General features: G+C 72.3%; 24 protein-coding genes. 9 read left to right on the forward strand and 15 right to left on the reverse strand.

What is annotated here, in order from left to right; translation table 11 throughout:
* Positions 1–44: 44 nt before the first annotated feature.
* Entirely contained in the window at positions 45–566 is a 522-nt protein-coding gene (locus ACWGH1_RS02270; protein WP_453356475.1) for a DinB family protein, read from the forward strand.
* 118 nt (positions 567–684) lie between these two features.
* Entirely contained in the window at positions 685–1,212 is a 528-nt protein-coding gene (locus tag ACWGH1_RS02275) for a hypothetical protein (protein WP_453408350.1), read from the forward strand.
* Between the two features lie 27 nt (positions 1,213–1,239).
* On the opposite strand, the gene ACWGH1_RS02280 is transcribed toward ACWGH1_RS02275, so the two are convergent.
* The 8 genes from ACWGH1_RS02280 to ACWGH1_RS02315 all read right to left on the reverse strand — a co-directional run bounded on the left by ACWGH1_RS02280 (position 1,240) and on the right by ACWGH1_RS02315 (position 7,966).
* Positions 1,240–1,749: a hypothetical protein gene (locus tag ACWGH1_RS02280; RefSeq protein ID WP_453408351.1), complete on the reverse strand. Its 510-nt coding sequence runs from the start codon at positions 1,747–1,749 to the stop codon at positions 1,240–1,242.
* 94 nt (positions 1,750–1,843) lie between these two features.
* Positions 1,844–2,512: a uracil-DNA glycosylase gene (locus tag ACWGH1_RS02285; RefSeq protein WP_453355064.1), complete on the reverse strand. Its 669-nt coding sequence runs from the start codon at positions 2,510–2,512 to the stop codon at positions 1,844–1,846.
* Positions 2,513–2,627: 115 nt separating this feature from the next.
* Positions 2,628–4,208, reverse strand: a complete 1,581-nt coding sequence (locus ACWGH1_RS02290) for an ABC transporter substrate-binding protein (protein WP_453355063.1) — start codon at positions 4,206–4,208, stop codon at positions 2,628–2,630.
* 152 nt (positions 4,209–4,360) lie between these two features.
* On the reverse strand, positions 4,361–5,125 hold the full coding sequence (locus tag ACWGH1_RS02295; protein ID WP_453355062.1) for an SDR family oxidoreductase: 765 nt from the start codon (positions 5,123–5,125) through the stop codon (positions 4,361–4,363).
* A 53-nt stretch (positions 5,126–5,178) separates the two neighbouring features.
* On the reverse strand, positions 5,179–5,940 hold the full coding sequence (gene fabG / locus ACWGH1_RS02300) for a 3-oxoacyl-ACP reductase FabG (RefSeq protein ID WP_453355061.1): 762 nt from the start codon (positions 5,938–5,940) through the stop codon (positions 5,179–5,181).
* A 155-nt stretch (positions 5,941–6,095) separates the two neighbouring features.
* Positions 6,096–6,479 (reverse strand): DUF3037 domain-containing protein, encoded by a 384-nt coding sequence (locus ACWGH1_RS02305; RefSeq protein WP_453355060.1) that lies wholly within the window; start codon positions 6,477–6,479, stop codon positions 6,096–6,098.
* Positions 6,476–7,321, reverse strand: coding sequence for a HipA family kinase (locus ACWGH1_RS02310; protein ID WP_453355059.1), 846 nt, complete (start codon positions 7,319–7,321; stop codon positions 6,476–6,478). The genes ACWGH1_RS02305 and ACWGH1_RS02310 overlap by 4 nt, the downstream gene beginning before the upstream one ends.
* 18 nt (positions 7,322–7,339) lie before the next feature.
* The gene (locus ACWGH1_RS02315; RefSeq protein ID WP_453355058.1) at positions 7,340–7,966 is read right to left on the reverse strand and encodes a cysteine hydrolase; all 627 of its coding nucleotides are present in this window, start codon (positions 7,964–7,966) and stop codon (positions 7,340–7,342) included.
* A gap of 73 nt (positions 7,967–8,039) precedes the next feature.
* Here ACWGH1_RS02315 and ACWGH1_RS02320 point away from each other — a divergent pair, with 73 nt between their 5' ends.
* Entirely contained in the window at positions 8,040–8,498 is a 459-nt protein-coding gene (locus tag ACWGH1_RS02320; protein ID WP_453355057.1) for a pyridoxamine 5'-phosphate oxidase family protein, read from the forward strand.
* 12 nt (positions 8,499–8,510) lie between these two features.
* On the opposite strand, the gene ACWGH1_RS02325 is transcribed toward ACWGH1_RS02320, so the two are convergent.
* Entirely contained in the window at positions 8,511–9,410 is a 900-nt protein-coding gene (locus ACWGH1_RS02325) for a LysR family transcriptional regulator (RefSeq protein WP_453356568.1), read from the reverse strand.
* A 73-nt stretch (positions 9,411–9,483) separates the two neighbouring features.
* Between ACWGH1_RS02325 and ACWGH1_RS02330 the strand changes: the two genes are divergently transcribed.
* The gene (locus tag ACWGH1_RS02330) at positions 9,484–10,431 is read left to right on the forward strand and encodes a DMT family transporter (protein WP_453356567.1); all 948 of its coding nucleotides are present in this window, start codon (positions 9,484–9,486) and stop codon (positions 10,429–10,431) included.
* Positions 10,432–10,449: 18 nt separating this feature from the next.
* Here the strand turns inward: ACWGH1_RS02330 and ACWGH1_RS02335 are convergent, their stop codons facing one another.
* Positions 10,450–11,781 carry an aminotransferase class I/II-fold pyridoxal phosphate-dependent enzyme gene (locus ACWGH1_RS02335; protein ID WP_453356566.1) on the reverse strand — a complete coding sequence of 444 codons (1,332 nt, stop codon included), beginning with the start codon at positions 11,779–11,781 and terminating at the stop codon, positions 10,450–10,452.
* 37 nt (positions 11,782–11,818) lie between these two features.
* On the opposite strand from ACWGH1_RS02335, the gene ACWGH1_RS02340 reads away from it, so the two are divergent.
* Positions 11,819–12,541 carry a pyridoxamine 5'-phosphate oxidase family protein gene (locus ACWGH1_RS02340; RefSeq protein ID WP_453408352.1) on the forward strand — a complete coding sequence of 241 codons (723 nt, stop codon included), beginning with the start codon at positions 11,819–11,821 and terminating at the stop codon, positions 12,539–12,541.
* On the opposite strand, the gene ACWGH1_RS02345 is transcribed toward ACWGH1_RS02340, so the two are convergent.
* Together ACWGH1_RS02345 and ACWGH1_RS02350 are read right to left on the reverse strand one after the other, a co-directional pair.
* Positions 12,523–13,485 carry a DMT family transporter gene (locus ACWGH1_RS02345; protein ID WP_453354483.1) on the reverse strand — a complete coding sequence of 321 codons (963 nt, stop codon included), beginning with the start codon at positions 13,483–13,485 and terminating at the stop codon, positions 12,523–12,525. The genes ACWGH1_RS02340 and ACWGH1_RS02345 overlap by 19 nt on opposite strands.
* A gap of 163 nt (positions 13,486–13,648) precedes the next feature.
* The gene (locus ACWGH1_RS02350) at positions 13,649–14,605 is read right to left on the reverse strand and encodes an EamA family transporter (protein WP_453354482.1); all 957 of its coding nucleotides are present in this window, start codon (positions 14,603–14,605) and stop codon (positions 13,649–13,651) included.
* Between the two features lie 169 nt (positions 14,606–14,774).
* Here ACWGH1_RS02350 and ACWGH1_RS02355 point away from each other — a divergent pair, with 169 nt between their 5' ends.
* Positions 14,775–15,203 (forward strand): type II toxin-antitoxin system Rv0910 family toxin, encoded by a 429-nt coding sequence (locus ACWGH1_RS02355; protein ID WP_453354481.1) that lies wholly within the window; start codon positions 14,775–14,777, stop codon positions 15,201–15,203.
* A gap of 82 nt (positions 15,204–15,285) precedes the next feature.
* Here the strand turns inward: ACWGH1_RS02355 and ACWGH1_RS02360 are convergent, their stop codons facing one another.
* Positions 15,286–15,906 carry a PadR family transcriptional regulator gene (locus tag ACWGH1_RS02360; RefSeq protein ID WP_453354480.1) on the reverse strand — a complete coding sequence of 207 codons (621 nt, stop codon included), beginning with the start codon at positions 15,904–15,906 and terminating at the stop codon, positions 15,286–15,288.
* A gap of 202 nt (positions 15,907–16,108) precedes the next feature.
* Between ACWGH1_RS02360 and ACWGH1_RS02365 the strand changes: the two genes are divergently transcribed.
* Positions 16,109–16,927, forward strand: a complete 819-nt coding sequence (locus tag ACWGH1_RS02365) for a PhzF family phenazine biosynthesis protein (protein WP_453354479.1) — start codon at positions 16,109–16,111, stop codon at positions 16,925–16,927.
* A 4-nt stretch (positions 16,928–16,931) separates the two neighbouring features.
* Here the strand turns inward: ACWGH1_RS02365 and ACWGH1_RS02370 are convergent, their stop codons facing one another.
* Together ACWGH1_RS02370 and ACWGH1_RS02375 are read right to left on the reverse strand one after the other, a co-directional pair.
* The gene (locus ACWGH1_RS02370) at positions 16,932–17,771 is read right to left on the reverse strand and encodes a CPBP family intramembrane glutamic endopeptidase (protein ID WP_453354478.1); all 840 of its coding nucleotides are present in this window, start codon (positions 17,769–17,771) and stop codon (positions 16,932–16,934) included.
* 44 nt (positions 17,772–17,815) lie between these two features.
* The gene (locus ACWGH1_RS02375; RefSeq protein ID WP_453354477.1) at positions 17,816–19,351 is read right to left on the reverse strand and encodes a glutamate-cysteine ligase family protein; all 1,536 of its coding nucleotides are present in this window, start codon (positions 19,349–19,351) and stop codon (positions 17,816–17,818) included.
* Positions 19,352–19,846: 495 nt separating this feature from the next.
* Between ACWGH1_RS02375 and ACWGH1_RS02380 the strand changes: the two genes are divergently transcribed.
* Together ACWGH1_RS02380 and ACWGH1_RS02385 are read left to right on the forward strand one after the other, a co-directional pair.
* Positions 19,847–20,467 carry a hypothetical protein gene (locus ACWGH1_RS02380; protein ID WP_453354476.1) on the forward strand — a complete coding sequence of 207 codons (621 nt, stop codon included), beginning with the start codon at positions 19,847–19,849 and terminating at the stop codon, positions 20,465–20,467.
* A gap of 284 nt (positions 20,468–20,751) precedes the next feature.
* Positions 20,752–20,940, forward strand: a complete 189-nt coding sequence (locus tag ACWGH1_RS02385; protein ID WP_190187025.1) for a DUF5999 family protein — start codon at positions 20,752–20,754, stop codon at positions 20,938–20,940.
* Positions 20,941–20,963 lie beyond the last annotated feature (23 nt).

A 20,963-nucleotide genomic window follows, 5' to 3' on the forward strand; every position in this document is an offset into this window, starting at 1 on the left:
TTAATCCCTGGTGACAGGGGCCGCGTTCGCCGAAGATGGGCACCATGACCAGTTCTGGATCACACCGTGACGAGCCCTCCACCACCGCGAACGAGCGTGAAATGCTGGACGGCTGGCTCGACTACCACCGTTCCACGCTCGCCTGGAAGTGCGAGGGGCTCAAGGACGAGCAGCTGCGCAGCACTCCGCTCGCGCCCTCCGAGCTGAGCCTGCTGGGCCTCGTACGCCACATGGCGGAGGTGGAGCGGTACTGGTTCCGGGAGATCATGCTGGGCGCGGACCTGCCGGAGCTGTACTCCACCCGCGAAGACCCGGACGGGGACTTCCACTTCACCGCCGACGACAGCTGGGCGGAGTCCGAGGAGGTCTGGCAGACGGAGGTCGAGCTGGCCCGGCAGGCCGCCGCGGGCCGTTCCCTGGACCTGTTGTCGGAGCCCGACAGCCACCACCGCGGCGAGGTGTTCAGCCTGCGCTGGGTCTACACCCACATGATCGAGGAGTACGCGCGCCACAACGGCCACGCGGATCTGCTGCGCGAGCACATCGACGGCGCCACCGGCGACTAGCCGGGGCCCCGGGGCGGGCGTCAACCTGCGGCGCGGCGGCGGCCGGCCGTCACCCTTGCGGGGGCAATATCCGCCCAGGGTTTTCGCAACGGGGTCCCCACACAGCAGAGTTGCGCGGGTGCATCCAACCCGAACCACGACAAAACTGCTGCTCGGAGTGGCCTGTGCCGTCTCGGCCGTCTCCGGCTGTGTGACCGTGAGCCCCACCGCGACGCAGCCCGCGGCGGGCACCTCCAGCGGGCTGCCGCCCCACCACGAACCGCGCGGCGGGCCGGGGGTCCTGCCGGTGGTGGTCCAGGCTCCCGCGCTGGAGGCGCTGAAGGCGGGGCCCCGCGAGTCCCCGCGTCCGGCGGCTCCGGGCGGCTCCCGCCTGTCCGCCGCCCGCTCGGCGGCGGGCCCGGCCTCCGGGGAGACCGCGCCGCCCGTTCCCGACATCCCCGAGCCCCGGCGGCCCGCGAAGACGTCCACGCGGCACCCCGGGAGCCCGTCCGGCCCCGCCGGGCGGCGCGGGGCGGAGTCCGGCCGCGAGCTGATGCGGGAGCTGCCGGTCCGCCCGGCCGACGTGTGCGCGCTCGGGCGGCGGCACGGGCGCTGGCATCCGGACAGCCCGGAGGCCCGGATCTGCGCGGGCGTCCACGCCGGCTGACGCCGTACGGGAGCCGTCCGCGTGCGGCTACGGGCCCTGCTCGGGGAACGGCCGGGGCGGGGCGCCCGGGTCCGCGTCGAGCCGCCGCTCCAGCCGGGCGATGGCGGCCCGCACCCCGTTGCCGTAGCCGTCGTCGGCCAGCGCCTCGGTGGCGGCCCGGGCCCGGGCGAGATGGACCCGGGCCGCCTCAGGACGGCGCAGCTTCACGTAGTCGGCGGCCAGGCTCAGGTGCAGCGACGGGTAGAAAACCCGGACCGCCTGGTGCGGCCGCGCGGGCGGCGGCCCTGCCGCGATCCCCTCGGCGGCGCTCAGGGCCCGCAGGTCCCAGGCCAGTTCGTCCGCGGGATCGTCCTGGGCGTCGGCCATGTAGTGCGCGAGGGTGCAGCGGTGGAGCAGGTCGCCGCCCTCCCCCAGCTCGGACCAGATCTCGCCCAGCCGGTTGCGGGCCTCCTCGCGGTCGCCGGCGTGCAGCAGGATGACCGCCTGGCCGATCCTGGTCATGACGGCGTCCTCCGACGCCTCCCGCTGCTCCGTCAACGCGACCTCCGGCTGCTCCGCCAGACCTGCCCCGGTCTGATCATCAAGACGCTAACCGGAGCAACCGGCTCAGGCACCGAGGCGCGGTGTGGCGTCAGCCCAGGTCCGGGATGCGCCAGTCGATCGGCTCATGGCCCTGCGCGGCGACGGCCTCGTTGATCTGTGTGAAGGGCCGGGACCCGAAGAACTTCTTGGCCGACAGCGGGGAGGGGTGGGCACCCTTGACGATCACGTGCCGCTCCTCGTCGATGAGCGGGATCTTCTTCTGGGCGTAGGCACCCCAGAGGACGAAGACGACCGGGTCGGGGCGGGCGGAGACGGCGCGGATCACCGCGTCGGTGAACTTCTCCCAGCCCTTGCCCTTGTGCGAGTTGGGCTCGGCCTCACGGACGGTGAGCACCGCGTTGAGCAGCAGGACGCCCTGCTCGGCCCACGGCATCAGGTAGCCGTTGTCGGGGACGGGCAGGCCCAGCTCCTCCTTCATCTCCTTGTAGATGTTGCGCAGCGAGGGCGGGGTCTTCACGCCGGGGCGCACGGAGAAGCACAGGCCGTGGCCCTGGCCCGCGCCGTGGTACGGGTCCTGGCCGAGGACCAGCACCTTCACCTTGTCGAAGGGCGTGGCGTCCAGGGCCGCGAAGACCTGCTCGTGGGGCGGGTAGACCGGCCCGTTGGCCCGTTCCTTCTCGACGAACTCCACGAGCTCTTTGAAGTAGGGCTGGTCCAGCTCCCCGCCGATAGCGGGGAGCCAGGACTCGGGCAGCATCTGGCTCACGTCTACATCCTCCGGTACAGGTCCGTACAACTGCTTGGTGTGACTGGACCGAACCTACCCGGAGGCACTGACAACGCCTCGTCCGCCCGGGGCCGGGGAGCGGGGACTACCAGCTGGTCTTGCGGTACAGCTCCCACAGCTGCATGACGGTCTGCGGGTCCAGCGCCCGCTCGGCGCCCGCGACGTCGTCGCGCGCGGCCACGTACAGCTTGCCCTGCCACAGGGGCAGCAGGCGGACGTCCTGGGCGAAGGTCTGCTGGGCCTGCTCGAACTCCTTGACGCCGGCCGAGCGGTCGCTCTCGCGCCGGGACTTGGGCAGCAGGTCGTTCAGGATGTCGGCCGGCTCGTAGGGCGTGCCGACCGCGTTTTCCTTGCCGACGAACGGCGCGATGAAGTTGTCCGGGTCCGGGAAGTCGGGGAACCAGCCTCGTCCGAAGACGGGGAACTCACCGTTCTTGTAGCCGTCCTGGAACTCGATCCAGGGCTTGCTGCGCAGAGTGATCTTGAAGAGGCCGCTCTCGTCGAGCTGGCGCTTGAGTTCGGTGAACTCGTCCGCCGTGGAGGAGCCGTAGCGGTCGGTGGTGTACCAGAAGGTCAGCTCCACCGGCTGGGTGATCCCCGCGTCCCGGAGGGCTTTCCTGGCCTTGTCGGCGTTCGGCTGGCCGTACATGTCGTAGAACGGCGTCTTGTGACCGAGGACGCCCTTGGGGACCATGGAGTACAGCGGCTCGGCCGTGCCCTGGTAGACCTTGCTGACGAGCGCGCCGCGGTCGATGCTCTGCGCGATCGCCTGGCGCACGGCCGGCTTGGCGACCTGCGGGTCCTTCGGGTTGAAGACCAGGTAGCGGATCTCGGAACCGACGTTCTCGACGACCTGGACCCCCTTGTCGTGCGAGGCGGGGCTCTGGAGGTCCTTGATCTCGGTCGCGGACAGGCCTCGGTAGGTGGCGTCGATCTCCTTGTCCTTGAGCGCCGCCACCATCTTCTTGGAGTCCGTGAAGTAGCGGATGGTCACGGTGTCGTTGCGCCGGTTGGCGAAGCCCACGTAGCTGTCGTTGCGGCCGAGGACCGCTTCGCCGTCCTTGTACGACGTCAGGACGTACGGGCCGGAACCGGTGGTCTTGCCGTCCTTGCGCACCTTGTCGGCGGGGTACTCGCCGGGCGGGACCAGCGAGGCGGCCGGCGAGCCGAGGACGTACGGGAAGGTCGCGTCCGGGGTCTTCAGGTGGAAGACGACGCTCAGCGCGTCCGGGGTCTCGATCTTGTCGAGGCTGCCGAACAGGTCCTTCGGGCCGGTCTTGGCCGCGATCGTGCGGATGCGGTCCAGGGAGTGCTTGACGGCCTTGGAGTCGAGGACCTCGCCGTTGGAGAACTTCAGGCCCTTGCGCAGCGTGCAGCGGTAGGACTCGTTGGCGGAGTCGGTGAACTCGCAGCCCTGGGCGGCGTCCGGCTCGGGCTTGGTGCTGCCGGTGGGGAAGGCCAGCAGGGTCTGGTAGATGTTCCGGTACAGCTCCCAGGAGCCGTCCCAGGCCGCCGCCGGGTCGAGGGTGCTCGGCTTGCTCGTCGTACCGACCACGATCGGCTTCTTGTCGGCACCGCTGCCATCGGAAAGCAGACCGCATCCGGCGAGCAGGGATATGGACGCAAGGGCTGCAGTGATCTGCAGGCATCTGGTCCGGTTGAACACGTGCACGCTCCTCGATCAGCCAGGGGTGCGGCAGACCCTACCGCAGTGCCTCACAAATCCAATGGGCAGGTTTGGTGAGGCACTTGACCGATTTCATGCACATTCGATACGCATTTGCCTCCCTTTAGGAGGCAAATGCGTCCGGTTATCGGTCAGTGCACCCCAGCATTGAGGAACATTCCTCCGTCAACGACGAGAGTTTGCCCTGTGATCCATTCCGCTTGTGCAGATGTAAGAAAGGCCGCCGCCCCTCCGATGTCCTCGGGGACGCCGAGCCGGCCCAGCGGATAGGCGGCCGAGGCCTCCTGCTCGCGCCCTTCGTACAGGGCCTGCGCGAACTTCGTCTTGACCACGGCGGGCGCGATGGCGTTGACCCGGACCCCGGGCGCCATCTCGTGCGCCAGCTGGAGGGTGAGGTTGACCATGGCGGCCTTGCTCATCCCGTACGCGCCGATGAAGGGCGAGGCGGAGAGCCCGGCGATGGAGGCGATGTTCACGATCGCGCCGCCGTTGTCCTTCTGCCAGGCGTGCCAGGTCCGCTGGGCGAAGCCGAGCGCCGAGATCACATTGGTCTCGAACACCTTGCGCGCCACCCCGAGGTCGAGGTCCGCGATCGGCCCGAAGACGGGATTGGTCCCCGCGTTGTTGATCAGGAAGTCCACCCGCCCGAAGGCCTCCATCGTGCGCTCCACGGCGAGGGCCTGGTGGGCCTCGTCGTGGGCCTTGCCGGGTACGCCGATCACCCGGTCCGCGCCCAGCGCCTCCACGGCCTCCTTGAGGGCGTCCTCGTTGCGTCCGGTGATGCAGACCCGGTCGCCGCGGGCGACCAGTGCCTCGGCGATGCCGTAGCCGATGCCCCGGCTCGCGCCGGTGATCAGTGCGACCTTGCCGCTGTCCGTTCCTTCGTAAGTCGTCATGTGCGCCGTGCCTCTCCTCGGTTGCTCTGCCTCGCGCCGGTTGCCGGTAGCCGTCAGTTGAGGGGGCCGCCGGCCACGTACAGGACCTGGCCGGAGACGAAGCCCGCGGCGTCGCCCGTGAAGAAGGCGATGGCGTTGGCGATGTCGTCGGGACGGCCCACGCGCTGCACCGGGATCTGGGTGGCGGCGGCGGCCTGGAAGTCCTCGAAGCCCATGCCGACGCGGGCGGCGGTCTGGGCGGTCATCTCGGTGACGATGAAACCGGGGGCGACGGCGTTGGCGGTGACGCCGAACTTGCCGAGTTCGACGGCCAGCGTCTTGGTGAAGCCCTGCAGGCCGGCCTTGGCGGCGGAGTAGTTGGCCTGGCCGCGGTTGCCCAGCGCCGAGCTGCTGGAGAGGTTGACGATGCGGCCGAACTTGGCCTCCACCATGTACTTCTGACAGGCCCGGGCCATCAGGAACGCACCGCGCAGGTGCACGTTCATGACCGTGTCCCAGTCGGTGTCGCTCATCTTGAAGAGCAGGTTGTCCCGGAGCACACCCGCGTTGTTGACCAGCACGGTCGGGGCGCCCAGCGTGCTCGCGACGCGCTTGACCGCGGCCTCCACCTGTGCGCTGTCCGAGACGTCGCAGCCGACCGCGAGGGCCGTGCCGCCCGCGGCGGTGATCGCCTCGACGGTGTCCTTGCAGGCGGCCTCGTCGAGGTCGAGCACGGCGACCGCGCGGCCTTCGGCGGCCAGGCGCACGGCGGTGGCCGCGCCGATGCCCCGGGCCGCCCCGGTCACGATCGCTACACGCTGCTCGGTGGTGGACATGCTGGGTCTCCTCGCGCTCGGAATCCTCTGGAGCGGCTCCTCACGGGTGAGCAACCGCTTAGTAGCTTCAGCTGAGGAGACGCTAGGAGCCCTGGCACCCGGTGTCAACGGCACCGGGCCCCAAGGCCCCCGGGTCGTACGGATCTTCCTCCGGGTCAGCGCACCAGCAGGTCGAGCAGCCGCTCCACCTCGGCCTCCGGGTCCGCCGTCAGCCCCGTGTGAACCGGGCCCGGCTGCACGACGGTGCTGCGCGGCGCGATCAGCCAGCGGAACCGGCGTCCCGGATCGTCCCCGGCGGCCTGGCCGGCCCGCTCGCCGCCCCGGCACAGCCCCTCGACGGCGTGCAGGGCGGCAAGTACGCCCGCGACGTCGGCGCCGGGGTCCAGGGCGCGCAGCTTGGCCTCGTCGAGGTGGACCCGCGCGGCGACGTAGGACTTCGCCCGGCAGTAGACGATCACGCCGGCGTTGAAACACTCGCCGCGCTCCATCCGGGGCACCACGCGCACCAGCGCGTACTCGAACACGTCCCGCTTGATCACTCGCCGTCGCTCTTCTTCTTGGTCTTGTGGGGCCATTCGGGCAGGTGGTCGGTCAGCCAGCCGGGCGGCTTGGACGGGGCCTTCACCTCTGCCGCCGTCGAGATCCTCTCGTGGATCGTCGCCGCGCGCGTCAGCAGCGCCTCCACGTAGGCCAGGCGCAGCGCGTCCGTCGAGTCGAAGCCGGGCTCGTCGACCAGCCACTCGTCGGGGACGTCGGCGGCGACCTCCGTGAGCAGTTCCCGGGTGACGAGGGGCGCGAGCGCCTCGGCGGCCGCCGCGACGTCCGGGCCGAAGGGCGCCAGCACGTGGTCGGAGGCGTTGTAGGGCTTGGCGGCGGCGCTCTGGGCGGTGGGCCAGTTGTGGTGCCAGATCATGGTGGCGCCGTGGTCGATCAGCCAGACGTCCCCGTGCCAGACGAGCATGTTGGGGTTGCGCCAGGACCGGTCGACGTTGTTGACGAGGGCGTCGAACCACACCACCCGCCCGGCCTCCAGGGGGTCCACCTGGTACGCGAGCGGGTCGAAGCCGATCGAGCCGGGGAGGTAGTCCATGCCGAGGTTCAGTCCGCCACTGGCCTTGAGCAGCTCCTGCACCTCCTGGTCGGGCTCGCCCAGCCCGATGACGGGATCGAGCTGCATCCGCACCAGCCTCGGGACCCGCAGCCCCAGCCGCTGGCCCAGGCGGCCGCAGATGACCTCGGCGACCAGGGTCTTGCGCCCCTGGCCGGCTCCGGTGAATTTCATGACGTAGGTACCGAGATCATCGGCCTCGACGATCCCCGGGAGCGAGCCGCCCTCACGCAAGGGCGTGACGTAACGGGTCGCGATCACTTCGGACAGCATCCGCCCAGGTTACGGGGGTCAGCGGGCGGGTTCCCACTGGTTAAGGAGGGCTTCGGCCGTGGTGACGGCGGCGACGAGCGAGAGGGAGTTGCGGATCACCTCGTCCGTGTAGGCGGCGGGTACCCCGCAGATGGCGTCCGAGGGGACCACGACCCGGTAGCCGAGGTTCACGGCGTCGAAAACGGTGTTCGGGATCGCGATGTTGGCGGAGACCCCGGTGACGACCAGCGTGCGGATGCCGAGGTTGCGCAGCAGGGGGTCGAGGTCGGTGCCGGCCATCGGCGAGAGCCCGTGCAGGCGGCGCACGATCAGGTCCTGTGCGGCCACCTCGATGGGAGGGGCCACCTCCACCGCCCGGGTGCCGCACAGCTGGCGCACCGGAAGCTTCCCGGCGGCCCGGAAGAGCCGGGCGTTGGTGCTGGCCCCGAGCCCGTCCGGCCGGCGTTCGGCGACCGCGTGCAGGACCTGCACTCCGGCCCGGTGCGCGGCGGCGACCAGGGCGGCCACCCGGTCCAGCATTCCCGACCCGCGTGCCTCCTCGGCCAGTTCGGGCAGCGCGCTCTCGGCCCCGACCACGCCGTTCTGGCATTCGACGGTGAGCAGTGCGGTGGTGGCGGCATCGGGTGCGGGCGCGAGTTCGGGCATGGCTCCCCCTGGCGTGACGGCCGAAGAGCCCGCATGATTCCTGACACACAGTCAGATGTGAAGGGGTGCGGGCATGGACGGGACGCAGCGACGGGGCCGGCGCATCATGATGACCGACGGGGAAGTGGACGCCTTCCTGCGCGAACAGCGCACCTGCCGGGTGGCCACGGTCTCCCCCGACGGGCGCCCGCACGTGGGCGCCCTGTGGTTCGCCTGGGACGGCCGGTCGCTGTGGCTGTACTCGATCACGCGCAGCCGCCGCTGGTCGGACCTGCGCGCGGACCCGCGGATCTCGGTGGTCGTGGACGCGGGCGAGGCGTACGACGAACTGCGCGGGGTCGAACTCTCCGGCAGCGCCGTCTTCGTGGGCGAGGCCCCGCGCACCGGCGGGCCATGCCCGGAACTGGCGGAGCCGGAGCGGCTGTTCCCGGCCAAGAACTTCGGCATCGGGCAGATGCCGTACGACGGCCGCCACGCCTGGATCCGGCTCACCCCGGACTCGGTCGTGTCCTGGGACTTCCGCAAGCTGTAGGGCCCCGGGCGGCTACAGCCCGAGGGCGGCCGCCCGCAGGGCCCCGACGGCGGCCCGGATCGAGGGCCGCCGGTCGGCATCGGCCCGCCAGACGGCGTACACGTGGCGCTGGACGGCGTCCCGGACGGGCAGCAGCCGGACCCCCTCGGGCACCGGTCCGCGCCCGAGCCGCGGCGTCACGCACACCCCGAGCCCGGCTTCCACGAAGGCCAGCTGGGTGTGGTGCTCCTCGGCGATGTGCGCGACGCGGGGCTCGACGCCCATGTCCCGCAGGGTGAACACCAGCCACTCGTGGCAGAACTGGCCCTCGTTCCAGGAGATCCACTCATCGGCGGCGAACTCCGCGAGCGAGACCTCGCCCCGCCCGGCCAGCCGGTGCCCGGCCGGCACGGCGACGTCACAGGAGTCGTCGAGCAGGTGCGTCCGGGTGAGTTCGACGGGCACCGGCATCCGCTTGTTGTACCAGTCGATGGCCAGCGCCAGATCGAGGTCGCCGCGCACGACGGCCGCCATGGACTCCTCGGGCGCCTGCTCCCGGACCCGCGGCCGCAGTCCGGGGTGGTCGGCCCGGAGGGCGGACAGGGCGGGCGGCAGCAGGCCCCGCATCGCGGTCGGGAAGGCGCCGATGCCCAGCTCGCCGACGGCGCAACCACGCTGGGCCTCGACATCGGCCTGGGCGAGTTCCACCTGGGAGATGATCCGGGCCGCGTGACCGGCGAGCAGCCGCCCCGCGTCGGTGAGCCGGACACCGCGCCCGTTCTTGGCCAGCAGCGGCTGCCCGACCTCGCGCTCCAGCTTGGCCATCTGCTGGGAGACGGCGGAGGTGGTGACGTGCAGGCCGTCCGCCGCACCGCTGACCGAGCCGTGGCGGGCGAGGGCGTCGAGGGTGCGCAGCCGCTCCAGGTTCAACATGTAAGCAATGCTACGGCGTGCTGGCCACGAAATCTCGCTTGTTCTAATCCTTCTCGGGCCCGAGAGTGAACCCATGAGCGCACCCGCCACCGCCCGGCCCGTCCAAGCGAGCACCCTCGCCCCCGTCCGCCGCACCCGCACCATGGACTGGCGGGTGCGGTTCGCCGTCCTCTCGGTGATCTGGGGCTTCAGCTTCCTCCTGATCAAGGTGGGCACAAACGGGTACGCACCGTTCCACGTGGCCTTCGGGCGGGTCCTGTGCGGGGCGCTCGCCCTCCTCGTGGTGCTGCTGGTCCGCCGTGAACCCCTCCCCCGCGGCCGGCGCACCTGGGCCCATCTGACGGTGAGCGCGCTGCTGCTCAACACCGCGCCGTTCTCGCTGTTCGCCTTCGCCGAGCAGAGCATCCCGTCCAGCCTGGCGGGCATCTGCAACGCCACGTCGCCGCTGTGGGGCATGGTGCTGTCGCTGGTGGCGCTGTCCGAGGACCGCCCGACCCGGCGCCGCTTCGCGGGGCTCGGGCTCGGCTTCCTGGGGGTCCTGACCGTGCTCGGCGCCTGGCAGGGCTTCTCCGGGGTCGACGCCAAGGGCGCCGCCCTCGCCCTGCTGGCTTCGCTCTGCTACCCGATCGGCTGGATCTACGTCCGCCGCACCCTGGCGGGCGCCCCGGGCTCGCCGGTGGCGATGACCGGGGCCCAGCTCATGGTCTCGGCGCTCCAGCTGCTCGCGGTCAGCGCCCTGTTCACCTCGGCGCCCGCCGGCTTCCCGCTCTGGCCCACCCTGGCGGTGATCGCCCTGGGCGCCCTCGGGACGGGCGCGGCCCTGCAGATGCAGTACGGCCTGGTGGCGGAGATCGGCCCGACCACCGCGCAGATGGTCACGTACTTCGTCCCGGTCATCGCCACCACGGCGGGCGTCCTGGTCCTCGGCGAACAGCTCCACTGGAACACCCCGGTCGGCGCGGCCGTCGTCCTGGCGGGCGCCGCGCTCACCCAGGGCCGGCCCTCCACGAAGGGCGCGTGACCCCGTGCGGGGGGCCGCTCAGCCGAACCGGCCCCCCGCCGCCGGCCTGACCGCCGCCGCCACCGCGCCGGCCAGGGCCGCGAGTTCGTCGGGCGCGACCTGGGACACCGTCACCCGCACCCCCGGACCGCTGTCCACCCGGAACCGCGCCCCCGGCGCCACGGCCCACCCGGCGCCCAGCAGCCGCGTCACCGTCCCGGTCTCGTCGGCGACGGGCACCCACACGTTCATGCCGCTGCGCCCCCGCGCCGGTACCCCGCGCTCCGCGAGCGCCGCGACGAGCCCGTCGCGCCGTTCTCCGTAGGACCGGGCCACCGCCGCCGGATCCACCGCGCCGGACGCCCACAGCTCGACCACCGCGTACTGGAGCAGCCGGCTCACCCAGCCCGGCCCCAGCCGCTGCCTGCCGCGCACCCGGTCCGTCGTCACCGCGTCGCCGGTCAGCGCCGCGAGCCGCAGGTCCGGCCCGTACGCCTTCGCCGTCGAGCGGACCAGCGCCCAGTGCCGGGTCACCCCGCCCAGGCAGTGCAACGGCAGGTCCACGATGCCGTGGCCGTGATCGTCCTCCACGACCAGCACCTCAGGCTGCCGGGCCAGCAGTTCGCGCAGCTCCGCCGCCCGTGCCGCACCGACCGCGGCGCCCGTCGGGTTCTGCGCCCGGGCCGTCACCACCAGCGCCCGGGCGCCCGCGGCCAGCGCCCGCGCCACCGCCTCCGGGCGCGGCCCCTCGTCGTCCACCGCCACCGGCAGCATCCGCAGGCCGAGGGCGGCCACCAGGTCCAGCATGCTGCCCCAGCCCGGATCCTCCACCGCCACCGCGTCCCCGGGGCGCAGGTGCGCGGCCAGCACCCGTTCGACGCCGTCCAGGGCGCCGGAGGTCACCGCCGTCTCGCCGGGCGGGACGCCGTCCGCGTCGAAGCCGGCCCTGGCCAGGGCGGCCAGCTCCGGCGCCACCGGGTCGTCCCCGTACAGGGTCGGCGCCTTCGCGTACCGGTCAGCCGCGGCGGCGAGGGCGCCGTCCAGCCGGGGCAGCAGCGACACGTCGGGGTTGCCCGAGGCGGCGTCCCGTACGCCGTCCGGGACCGCCGCCCGCAGCTCGTCGCGCGGCGCGCTCGCGGGCCGGGCCCGTACCCGGCTGCCGCGCCGCCCGTCCGTCTCGATGACCCCGCGCTCGCGCAGCGTCCGGTACGCGGCGGCGACGGTGTTGGGGTTCACCCCCAGCACTCCCGCCAGTTCCCGCATCGGCGGCAGCAGCGTTCCGGGCACGAGGGTGCCCGAGCCGATACCCGCCTCGACGCTGGCTGCGATCTCCGATGTGCGACGCCCTGTGATCCGATACTCTCCTAGCACAAAGCACATTATGCACTAGTACAACGGAGTTCGCACCATGAGCGTCACGCCCGTCACGGAGCCGACCGACCAGCCGACCGAGCCGGCGACCGCGCATGCCGCACCGGCCGACCCGTACGCGCCCACCGGGCGCACCGTCCCGACCCGGTCCCGGGAGCGGGCGCGCTACGACCGCGAGACGGTCCACTCGATACTCGACCAGGCCTACGTCTGCCACCTCGGCTTCGTCCGCGACGGCGCGCCGGTCGTGCTGCCGACGCTCTTCGGCCGGGTAGGTGAGCGGCTCTACCTGCACGGTTCGACGGGGTCCCGCCCGCTGCTCGCCGCCGGCACCACCGACCCGGGCCTCGCCGTGTGCGTGACCGTCACGCACGTCGACGGCCTGGTGCTGGCCCGGTCCGCCTTCCACCACTCCATCAACTACCGCTCCGTCGTCGTGCACGGCACCGCCTACCAGGTCACCGACGAGGAAGAGCGTCGGATGGCGCTCGACGCCCTGGTCGACCACGTCGTGCCGGGCCGCTCCGCCGACTCCCGCCCGGCCAACGCGAAGGAACTCGCGGCCACGGCGGTGATCCGCCTGGACCTCGACGAAGTGTCGGCGAAGCTCCGCACCGGCGGCCCGAACGACGACGCCGAGGACCTGGACCTGCCGTTCTGGTCGGGCGTGGTCCCGGTCGCCCCGGCGTACGGGACCCCGGTCCCGGCCGCCGACCTGGCCGCCGGCATCGCCGTCCCCGGCTACCTCGCCGCGCTCTGAGCCGCCGGGGCGGGCCGGCGCTCCTCCGGCCCGCCCGCGGGCCGCCGCGCCTCGGCGGCGACCAGCGCCCCGACCGCCGTCAGCAGGAGTAGGGTGCCCAGCACCACGGCGCCGGTCAGCCGCTCCCCGAGCAGCAGGACGGCGATCACCGCGGCGCTCACCGGCTCGATCAGCATGATCACGGACACCGTCGCGGCGCGCACCGCCGCGGCCCCGGTGAAGTAGAGGGCGTACGCCAGAGCCGTCGGCACCGTGGCGACGTAGACCAGCAGCCACAGCACCCGGGCCGGTTCGGCAGTGTGCGGGAGCAGCCCCTCCACCAAGGCGGCCGGCAGCAGGCACACCGCGCCCACCCCGACCGACCAGGCGGTGGTGACGAGCGGGTCCCCGCCCGCACCGCGCTGCCCCAGCCACCGGGCGCGCAGGGTCATCCCCGCGTAGCCCGCCGCCGACAGCAGCGCCCAGCCGACGCCGAGCGGCCGCACCTCACCCCCGCCGCTGCCCAGCACCAGGACGGCGAGGCCGGCCAGCGCCCCCGCGACGGCGGCGGCCCCGCCCCGGCCGAGCCGCTCCCCCATCCAGTACCGCGCGCCGAGCGCGATCAGCACCGGCCCGGCGCCGAGGGTGACCACGGTGCCCACCGCCAGGCCCGTATCCCGTACGGCGCCGAAGTACGCGGCCTGGAACAGGGTGAACATCAGGCCGGTCCCGATGAGCGACCGGACCGAGGGGCGGGGCAGGGCCGGCACGGGTCGGCGGCGTACGGCGAGCACCCCCGCCAGGACCACCAGGCCGCCCGCGCTCCGCCAGAACGACAGGGCGAGCGGACCGAGGTCACTGGCCAGGAAGAGGAGCGAGGCGGCCGCCCCGGCGGTGCCCCAGGCGGCTCCGGCGACGACGAGGTACAGCAGACTGCGCCCGGCAACGGGCGATTGATTCGACACAGGTGTCTCCGCGCTTGCGTGAAGGATGAGAAGAGCAGGTCATCGCTTCGCGGGCAGCGCGAAACCCGCCCGGGGCACTTCCGGGCCGGGACTGTTGCGTGAGGGCCGCCCGCGCTAGGCGGCGGGAGGCGGAAGCACGGCGGTCGAAGGCATGATCGCCACCCTAGGCGTTCGTCGCTTCGCGGTCCAGCACGGCCGGCTCGGCCGCCGCCGGAGGCATGGGGCGCGAGGACTGCGCGATGAAGGCGCCGCCCAGCACGAGCGCGCCGCCCAGCGTCTGCCAGGTGGAGAGGTGCTCGCCCAGGAGCACCCAGGCCAGCACGGTCGCGACGACCGCCTCCAGGCAGGCCACGACCCCGGCGACCTGCGGCGACAGCTTGCGCACAGCGACGACCCCGGTCAGGTACGCGAACACGGTGGCGACCAGCACCACGAAGACGAGCAGCAGCGCCGCGGGCACCGTCATGTCGCCCATGACCGCGTCGCCGGCCAGCACCTGCCAGTCGATCTGCCAGGGCCGCGCTATCACGGTCATGACCAGCGTCCCGATGAGCATGCCGAACGCGATCACGCCGAGCGGGTCGGGTACGTCGCCCTCGTCGCTGCCCTGGTCCGCGAAGACGAAGTAGCAGGCCTGGCAGCAGGCGGCGGCGAGACCGAGCAGCACACCGAGCAGGTCCAGACTGAGCCCGGCCCAGATCTCCACGACGCAGGCCAGTCCGGCGACGGCCACGGTGGCGCCGGCCGCCGCGGCCCGGGTCACCGGCTTGCGCTGGACGAAGCGGATGTAGCCCAGGAGCAGGCACGGCCCCAGGTACTCCAGCAGCAGGGCCACGCCGACCGGGATGCGGGAGAGGGAGGCGAAGTAGAAGGCCTGCACACCGGCGACCGCTATGAGCCCGAAGCCGGCCAGCAGCAGCGGTTTGCGCCGCACCAGGCCGCGGTGGCGCCAGGCGAGCGGGGACAGTACGAGCGCCGCGCCGGCCACCCGCAGCCACACCATGTGGAGCGGGTCCAGGCCCGCCTCGATCAGCGGCTTCGCCGCGACCCCGGAACCACCGAACGCACACGCCGAGACGAGGGCGAGGCCCAGTCCGGCGTTCTTCCCTGACGCTTGCATGCGGCCATCATGGCAGGGCCGGACAGGAGTGTCGCTTGGGTGACACCTGTTGAGACGGGCCCGGGGCCGGGGCGGTCGCCGTCAGCGTTTCTGACAGGCCGTCAGTATTGAATGTTGCGCCCGCCGGGGCTACGTTCCGCGCACGAACCCGACGAGAAGGGGTGGCCGCATGGCCGAAGTCACCGCGGAATCACGCATCGAGGCGCCCGCCGCGAAGGTCTGGGCGCAGCTCACCGACTGGGACTCCTACGGCCAGTGGAGCACGACCCACACCGACTTCCCGAAGGGCGGCCCGGGCACCTTCGCGCTCGGCTCCACCTTCAGCGAGAACATGAAGATGATGGGCTTCCCGGCCGAGGTGCTGTGGACCGTCTCGGAGCTGGAGGACGAGCGCCTCTTCGCCATCACCGGCAAGGGCCCGATGGGGGTGGCCGTCCTCACCCGGTACACCCTGGTCCCGGACGGCGGGGCCACGACCGTCCGCATCGACGGCGAGTTCACCGGGGCCGCCGTCTCGCTGATGGCGGGCAAGCTCAAGGACTCCGCGACCGCCGCCCTGAACGAGTCGCTGCGCAAGCTGTCGGCGCTGGTCGCCTGACCGTCCCGCCGCACACGCGCCGGCGCGCCCCACGAGAGCACTCGTGGGGCGCGCCGGTTCGTCGCGGGAGGTACGGCCGGACTCAGTGCTCGTCGGCCAGGATGAGGTAGAGCTTCCTGCGGGCGTCGTTCAGGACCGCGAGGGCCTTCTCGCGCTGCTCGGGCGTGCCGGTCTTGAAGACCTGGCCGAACGCTTCCATCAGGCCGATCCCGGCCGTCCGGACCTCGTGCATCGCCTCGAAGTCGAAGCCCCGGCCCGCCTCGGCCCAGGGGGCCGACGGCCCCGACTCGGCCTCGGTGCGGCCGGCGTCGGTGAGCGTGAACAGCTTCTTGCCGCCATCGCTCTCACTGGTGATGAGGCCTTCGTCCTCCAACAGCTGGAGGGTCGGGTAGACCGAGCCCGGGCTGGGCTTCCACGCCCCGCCGCTGCGCTCGACGATCTCCTGGATCATCTCGTAGCCGTGCATCGGCCGGTCGGCGAGCAGCGCCAGGATCGAGGCGCGCACATCGCCGCGCCGGGCACGGCCGCGCGGCCCGCCCCGTCCTCCGCGTCCGCCGAAGGGTCCACCCCCGAAGGGCGGCCCGAACGGCCCGAAGGCGGCGCGCCGCCCCATGAACTCCTCCCGACGGTCAGGCCCGCAGTGGCCGTGACCCCGTCCGTGCTCGGGTCCGTGGTCATGTCCGTGCTGTCCGTGTGAACGCATGACTGCGCTCCTTTCGTCATTTGTGATCTCGATGCCGATCGTCGCGATCGCTCCTCCGGACCCGCTCGCAGGCTCCGATGTATCCACTATCACCGACCTCTCGCGATGCGTCAACGATATATCGGAAAGTTTTCACCGACAGAGCCAGACACCCCGCATTGGCCTTAGGCGGCGATCGAAGGGGCGCCCTACGGTCGGGGACATGCGCATCCGAATCGTCGACGCCTTCACCGACCGGCCCTTCGCCGGGAACCCCGCCGGAGTGCTGCTGCTCGACGGCGGGTTCCCCCCGGACCACTGGCTGCAGCAGGTCGCGGCCGAGGTCAACCTCTCCGAGACCGCCTTCGCGCGCCCCCTGCCGCCCGGCGGGGACGCCGACTGGGCCCTGCGCTGGTTCACGCCGGCCACCGAGGTCGACATGTGCGGCCACGCCACCCTCGCCACCGCGCACGTCCTGGCGACGAGCGGCCTGGCGAACGGCCTGATCCGCTTCGGCACCCGCAGCGGCGTGCTGACGGCGCTGGCCGGCACCGACGGCCGGATCACCATGGACTTCCCGACGTCCGCGCTCACCCCGGTCGCGGCGCCCGCCGAGGTGGAGCGCGCCCTGGGCGCGGTGGTCCTGTCGGTCCACGACACGTCCGACCACATCGGCGACCTGGTGGTGGAACTCGCCGACGAGCGGGCCGTACGGGAGCTCAGGCCGGACCACGCCGCCCTGCGCGCCTACGCCCGCCGCGGGGTGATCGTCACCGCGGCCGCCGAGGACCCCGCCCGCGGGTACGACTTCGTCTCCCGCGGCTTCTTCCCCGCCGTCGGCATCGCCGAGGACCCGGTCACCGGCAGCGCCCACACCGCGCTCGCCCCGTTCTGGGCCGCGCGGCTGGGCCGCGCCGAGCTCGTCGGCCTCCAGGGCGGAACCCGCACCGGCCTCGTCACCGTCCGGCTCGCCGGTGACCGTACGCTGCTGACCGGCGACGCCGTCACGGTGCTGGACGGGGAGCTGCGCACCCGCCCCTGACCCCTCAGGGCGTCGGCAGCCAGGAGACGTGCCCCGCCAGCAGCGCGTACCCGCCGAAGGCCACGATGTCGAGCAGCGCGTGCGCGACGACCAGCGGGGCCACCCGGCCCCAGCGGCGGTAGGCCAGGACGAAGACGACGCCCATCGCCACGTTGCCGAGGAAACCGCCGACACCCTGGTAGAGGTGGTAGGAGCCGCGCAGCACCGCGCTGGCCAGCAGCGCCGCCATCGGGGACCAGCCGAAGCCGTCCAGCCGCCGCAGCAGGTAAGCCAGCACGATGACCTCCTCCACCACCGCGTTCTGCACGGCGGAGAGGATCAGCACCGGGAACTTCCACCACACGTCGGGCAGCGCCTCGGGCACCACCGTCAGGTTGAAACCGGCGGCCCGCGAGCCCAGGTAGAACGCGAGCCCCGCGCTCCCGATCCCCGCCGCGACGAGCGCGCCCCGGCCCAGGTCCCGGCCGGGGCGGGTGCGGTCGAAGCCGAGCACCCGCAGCCCCGGCGCGCCTTCCCGGGTCAGCAGGTGGGCGACGAGCAGGACCGGAACCAGCGCGGTCGCGATGCCGAACAGCTGCCACGCCAGGTCCAGCCAGGGCCGCCCCGGCGCGTACGAGCCGTTGAGCGTGGCGGCCTGGTGCTTGAGGCCGCCCGGCTTCGTGAGCGAGCCGATGAAGCTGATCAGCGCCGAGACCGCGCTCGCGCCCAGCGAGAGCGCGAGCACCAGCAGCGTCTCGGTCCGCAGGTACCCGCGGTCGTCCTCCCGCTGACCCTCGGCCACCGGCTCCGGCTCCACCCGCACGTGCGACTCCCGTCCCGCCGTCCCGTTGTCCGCCACCCCCATACTGCCTCGCGGACGGGGCCGGGCACGCACCGGACCCGGGCGGGTCAGCGGCCGATCGCCGCCGTGGCGTCCACCTCCCGCTCCGAGAGGCCCACGGGCCAGGTGTGCACGGGGTCGCCCCGGTGCATGAGCTCGGTGTACCGCCGGGTCGTCGCGGCCAGCGCGGCGTCGCGCTCCAGCCCGCCCGCGAGCGCCTGGCGGTAGGTGTCGACCTGCCAGGTCGCCCCGTTCACCCGGCGCCGGCACCGCTCCTCGATGATCCCGAGGTAGCGGTCCCGGTCGGCGGGTGCGATGCCCCACGCGTCCAGGCCCGCCGCCGCCATGGGCAGCAGCTCGTCCAGTACCAGCCGCACCGCCGGTACGCTCGCCAGGCCCGCCCCCCGGCCCCGGCGCGGCCAGCGCAGCCGGGCGTCGACGCCGTAGCGGCAGGCCGCGTCGAAGTTGGCCTCCGCCTCGGCGAACGGGAGCCGGGTCCACACCGGACGCGGCTCGTCCGCGAGCGTCCGTACGAGGCCGTAGTAGAAGGCCGCGTTGGCGACGACGTCGGCCACCGTCGGCCCGGCCGGCAGCACCCGGTTCTCCACCCGCAGGTGCGGCACCCCGTCGGCGACCCCGTACACGGGCCGGTTCCAGCGGTAGACCGTGCCGTTGTGCAGGACCAGCTCCTGCAGGCTCGGCACCCCGCCCTCGGTGAGCACCCGGAGCGGCTCCTCCTCGTCGCAGATCGGCAGCAGCGCGGGGAAGTAGCGCACGTTCTCCGCGAAGAGCTCGTACGCCGATTCCACCCACCGCTCCCCGAACCAGGTGCGCGGCCGCACGCCCTGCGCCTGGAGCTCCGGCGGCCGGGTGTCGGTGGCCTGCGTGAACAGCGGCGGCCGGGATTCCCGCCACAGCTCCCGGCCGAACAGGAAGGGGGAGTTGGCCCCGACGGCTATCTGTACGGCGGCCACCGCCTGCGCCGCGTTCCACACGTCCGCGAACCGGGCCGGGGTCACCTGCAAGTGCAGTTGCACGGAGGTGCAGGCCGCTTCGGGAACGATCGAGCCGGTGGTCCAGGTGACCCGCTCGACCCCCTCGATGTCGAGGGTGAAGTCCTCGCCCCGCATCATCAGGATCTGCTCGTTCAGCAGCGAGTAGCGGTCAACGGCCGAGAGGTTGGCCAGGGCCAGGTCCGAACGGGAGATCGTCGGCAGGATGCCGATCATCACGACGCCCGCGTCGATCTGTGCAGCCTGCCGGTGCGCGTAGTGCAGTCCCGCGCTCAGCTCCTCGGCGAGCTGGTCGAAAACGCGGCCCTCCAGGCGGTGCGGAAGTACGTTGACCTCCAGGTTGAACATTCCGAGCTCGGTCTGGAAATCGGGGCTCGCTATCCGTTCCAGGACCTGGGCATTCACCATTTTCGGCAACCCGTCGGCACCTGCGAGATTCAATTCGATCTCCAGCCCCATCATGTTCTTCGGGCGATCGAACCTCTGCTCTGCCAGAAGTCGCTCCAGACCCTCCAGGCACTCGCGCAGCTTCCTCCGGTACCGCTGCCGATCGGACAGGTCGAATCCGCCTGCCACGACCTTCTCCCCCATCGAGGTGTCCCCTCCTCAAGTGGCCCGGCCCACAGCATCCGGGCGCGCGTTACGGTCGATGATGCCCCGGCGGCGTGATCGCTAACTCCGCGGGGGCGTGCGTGGCGGGCAGCGCGCGCCGGTTTGGCGCGAAGGGCGCTTCGGCACATTCACCCGGCAAGTCCACTCCAGCAAATTCCGCATCGACTTTGCCCATTCCGGATAACCGGCGCTTTCCAGCCGAGCCCCCGTCCGGTAACCTCCGAGGTCAGCGCTGCATGCTCGTGTGGAACCGGCATGTATGTCAGGTCAGCGGGACCGGTAAACGCCTTGTCGGCAATAGCCGGGACAGCTAGCCGAAACATCGCGTGAACACATGTCGTATAAACTCCGCAAACGAGGCAGAGAGTTGGCGCGCGGCCATTGCCCCACAGCCCACCTCTGACCCCAGAATGCGTCAGCGCCGTCCGCACCTTCTCCCGTAGCACCGGTCTCCCAAGTGAGAGGCGACCCACCATGCCGCTGCATGTCCCTCCGGCTCCCGCGCCCGCCCTGCGCAGCGTCCTCGCGGCACTCGGTTCCCCCACCGCCGTCAACGAGGCACACACCCCTTCCCTGCGCGCCCTGCAAGGGCCGGTCACCGCCGAACTCCCGCTCCCGGTCCACGTGCTCGACCGGTTGCACACCTCGCCGCTGGCAGCCGGCGGCAGGCCGCCCCGTACGCGGCTGACGGGCTGGCGGTTCCTGATCCGCAGCGGCGACCGGTTCGTCGCCGCCGCCGACACCCGCCTCACCGCGGACGGCTGGGTCTTCTCGCACTTCTTCGAGGGCCCCTACGTGGCCGCGACGGAACGCGCGCTGCGTCAGGCGGAGTCGCTCGGCCAGGGGTACCAGCCGAGGCTGCTGTCCGTGCCGGAGCTGTACATGCTGACGCTGTGGCTGCACGGGGCCGTGAACGCCGACGCCGCCGCGGGCCTGCCGGCGGCCGCCGACCTGCTGGTACCGCTGGCCCCCGCCCCGCCCGGGATCGCCGCCTACCGGCCGCACCCGGTGTCCGAACTGCTGCCCGTACTGACCCACCGGCTGCGGCGCACCGCACCGCCGACCCCGCCGCCGGTGGCCGCTCCGGCGGCCTGACCTGCACGGTCGTAGCGACATGGCCCGAGTGGCCCATGCGGCGTAGCCCGCTTGGGCCAGCGCGGAACCACCCCGACCGACAGGGGAGTTGGCTGAACCGCCCGCACGAGTGATGCGTCATCAATCTATGAGGACAGCTGCCGGGAAATCCCTGCGAAGCAGCCGTCATGGGGGAAGACTGACGACACATCCCCGCTGGTGCGGGGATGAAACACAGGGGGACGGCCATGAAACACGCATCGAGCCGTAGCACGCAGACCACACCGCAGCGAAAGAACGCATCCATGTGCCAGCACCAGCCTGCCTGCCCGTCATCAGAGTCCGCCGACCGGGAGGCCGCACGCCCGGTGGCCAACCACCCGGAACAGGGCTGGAGCCTGCTGTGCAACGGCGTCCTGCTCTTCGAGGACACCGGTGAGCTGCTGCCGGACGGGCAGATCATCGCCCCGCACCGCCCGCTCGCCATCGCGTAGCGGCCCGCGCACGAGGAGGGGCC

The organism is Streptomyces sp. NPDC054883, assembly GCF_053610645.1.

What these genes read in the sequence shown, in the direction of transcription:
- ACWGH1_RS02270 (WP_453356475.1), top strand. Translation starts at nt 45, where the DNA reads ATGACCAGTTCTGGATCACACCGTGACGAGCCCTCCACCACCGCGAAC.
- ACWGH1_RS02350 (WP_453354482.1), bottom strand. Translation starts at nt 14,605, where the DNA reads ATGCAAGCGTCAGGGAAGAACGCCGGACTGGGCCTCGCCCTCGTCTCG.
- ACWGH1_RS02320 (WP_453355057.1), top strand. Translation starts at nt 8,040, where the DNA reads ATGGACGGGACGCAGCGACGGGGCCGGCGCATCATGATGACCGACGGG.
- ACWGH1_RS02295 (WP_453355062.1), bottom strand. Translation starts at nt 5,125, where the DNA reads ATGACGACTTACGAAGGAACGGACAGCGGCAAGGTCGCACTGATCACC.
- ACWGH1_RS02375 (WP_453354477.1), bottom strand. Translation starts at nt 19,351, where the DNA reads ATGGGGGAGAAGGTCGTGGCAGGCGGATTCGACCTGTCCGATCGGCAG.
- ACWGH1_RS02385 (WP_190187025.1), top strand. Translation starts at nt 20,752, where the DNA reads ATGTGCCAGCACCAGCCTGCCTGCCCGTCATCAGAGTCCGCCGACCGG.
- ACWGH1_RS02365 (WP_453354479.1), top strand. Translation starts at nt 16,109, where the DNA reads ATGCGCATCCGAATCGTCGACGCCTTCACCGACCGGCCCTTCGCCGGG.
- fabG (WP_453355061.1), bottom strand. Translation starts at nt 5,940, where the DNA reads ATGTCCACCACCGAGCAGCGTGTAGCGATCGTGACCGGGGCGGCCCGG.
- ACWGH1_RS02340 (WP_453408352.1), top strand. Translation starts at nt 11,819, where the DNA reads ATGAGCGTCACGCCCGTCACGGAGCCGACCGACCAGCCGACCGAGCCG.
- ACWGH1_RS02360 (WP_453354480.1), bottom strand. Translation starts at nt 15,906, where the DNA reads ATGCGTTCACACGGACAGCACGGACATGACCACGGACCCGAGCACGGA.
- ACWGH1_RS02285 (WP_453355064.1), bottom strand. Translation starts at nt 2,512, where the DNA reads ATGCTGCCCGAGTCCTGGCTCCCCGCTATCGGCGGGGAGCTGGACCAG.
- ACWGH1_RS02330 (WP_453356567.1), top strand. Translation starts at nt 9,484, where the DNA reads ATGAGCGCACCCGCCACCGCCCGGCCCGTCCAAGCGAGCACCCTCGCC.
- ACWGH1_RS02370 (WP_453354478.1), bottom strand. Translation starts at nt 17,771, where the DNA reads ATGGGGGTGGCGGACAACGGGACGGCGGGACGGGAGTCGCACGTGCGG.
- ACWGH1_RS02380 (WP_453354476.1), top strand. Translation starts at nt 19,847, where the DNA reads ATGCCGCTGCATGTCCCTCCGGCTCCCGCGCCCGCCCTGCGCAGCGTC.
- ACWGH1_RS02355 (WP_453354481.1), top strand. Translation starts at nt 14,775, where the DNA reads ATGGCCGAAGTCACCGCGGAATCACGCATCGAGGCGCCCGCCGCGAAG.
- ACWGH1_RS02310 (WP_453355059.1), bottom strand. Translation starts at nt 7,321, where the DNA reads ATGCTGTCCGAAGTGATCGCGACCCGTTACGTCACGCCCTTGCGTGAG.
- ACWGH1_RS02325 (WP_453356568.1), bottom strand. Translation starts at nt 9,410, where the DNA reads ATGTTGAACCTGGAGCGGCTGCGCACCCTCGACGCCCTCGCCCGCCAC.
- ACWGH1_RS02315 (WP_453355058.1), bottom strand. Translation starts at nt 7,966, where the DNA reads ATGCCCGAACTCGCGCCCGCACCCGATGCCGCCACCACCGCACTGCTC.